Below are 1944 nucleotides of genomic sequence, written 5' to 3'. Positions count from 1 at the left end.
GAACTATAAGTCAAATAAAAAAGCTAATAATACGTAAAAATGCCCGTTTTTTTGGTTTTTTTGATTTTTTATGTTGAAATTATCTGTATTTTGATGTATCATTTTATTATAAAGTTCGTATATTAGTAGTTATATACGTTTATTATGGACGATATTTTATGATTCCGGGAGTTTGACACTTGCAATCGAAGATTTACTATTCAAAGGCTTGAAAAGCCTTAATTTTTTTGTCAAATTTTAAAATTTAGGTATTCGCAATGCACGTAATGTGTGGTATAATATAGGTGTATATGTTTTTTGTGAGGTGAATTATGAGACTACTTATATCTAAATCTGCTAACGCTTCTTCCTTCTATGTTCAGAAGGATATAAAAAAAGGAAATTCTAGAACTACTGTTATTGTTGAAAAACTTGGAACAGAAACAGAGATAATGGAAAAATACGGAGTAGCTGACGCTAAAGCTTGGGCACTTGATTATATAGCCAATCTGAATAGAATAGAAAAGGAAAAAAAGACTGAAATTATGCCGGTAAATATGAAGCTTTTTCCTCAGCAAACCATAAGCAATCGTCAAAGAATATTTAACGGAGGATACCTACCACTTCAATCAATTTACCATAGCCTTGGACTTAATAAGATTTGTAAAAAAATAAGTTCAAACGGTAAATTCGAGTATAATCTTAATAGCATTCTTTCAAGATTGATATACACTAGAATTCTTTTTCCCGGTTCCAAACTCAATGCATTCGAAGAATCTAAAAAGTTTATTGAACATCCTGAATTTGATCTACATCAGGTCTATAGAGCTCTTGATGTTCTGAATAAAGAAAGTGACTATATACAGTCGCAATTGTATAAAAATAGCACCAAAGTTACTCAAAGAAACGCCAGTGTTCTTTACTATGACTGTACAAACTATTTCTTTGAAATCGAAGAAGCTGATGATGAGGGTCAACTAAGACAATATGGGAGATCCAAAGAAAACAGACCTAATCCATTAGTACAGATGGGGTTATTTATGGATGGCAATGGAATTCCACTAACCTTTGATATAACCAGTGGAAACACTAACGAACAAACCACTCTTAGACCTCTTGAAAAGAAAATAATCGAAGATTTTAATCTATCTAAATTCATAGTGTGCACTGATGCTGGTCTTTCGAGTAATGCAAATAAAAAGTACAACTCTATTAAGGATAGGGCTTACATAACTACGCAGAGTCTTAAAAAAATTAAGAAACATCTTAAAGAATGGGCTCTTGATCCTAATGGTTGGAAAAAATACGGCTCTACTATCTTATATAATATCAATGAAATTGAAGAAGAGGAAAATAGAGACACCATATTCTATAAGGAAAGATGGATAAATGAAAATGGACTTGAAGAAAAGCTTATAGTAACATACAGTATAAAATACAGAGACTACCATAGAAACATTAGATCAAATCAGATACACAAAGCTAATGAACTAATAAAAAAAGGTTCTCTAGCTGCTAAGAAAATTCGTGATAATGATACAAGAAGGTTCATTCGCGAAACAAAAGTTACATCAGATGGAGAAATAGCAGATAGGTCAATAGTAAGCCTTGATGAAAACAAAATAATGGAAGAATCCCTGTATGATGGCTTCTATGCTGTTGTTACAAACCTTGAGGCTAAAGCTCATGAAATAGCTCAAATAAACAAAAACAGATGGCAAATAGAAGAATGTTTCAGAATAATGAAGAGTGAATTCAAGGCTAGACCGATATATCTTAGCAATGATGAGAGAATAAAAGCTCATTTTCTTATTTGCTTTTTAGCCCTTACAGTATATAGAATCCTTGAAGTAAAGTTAGGAAATAAATATACAGTAAGTGAAATAACAAAAACTCTACGAGAAATGAATATGCTTAAAACTAAGCAGAATGACTATATACCAGCGTTTAATAGAACTCAGATAA

General features: G+C 31.5%; 1 protein-coding gene. It reads left to right on the top strand.

Annotation, left to right across the window (positions count from 1 at the left end):
* Nucleotides 1–311: 311 nt before the first annotated feature.
* Nucleotides 312–1944 (top strand): IS1634 family transposase (locus VIR50_RS09340; protein WP_331934860.1); only part of this gene is annotated, 1633 nt, incomplete at its 3' end.

The organism is Prevotella sp., from assembly GCF_036570325.1.
Taxonomy (GTDB): Bacteria; Bacteroidota; Bacteroidia; order Bacteroidales; family Bacteroidaceae; genus Prevotella.
This window is presented reverse-complemented; position numbering and strand designations above follow the sequence as displayed.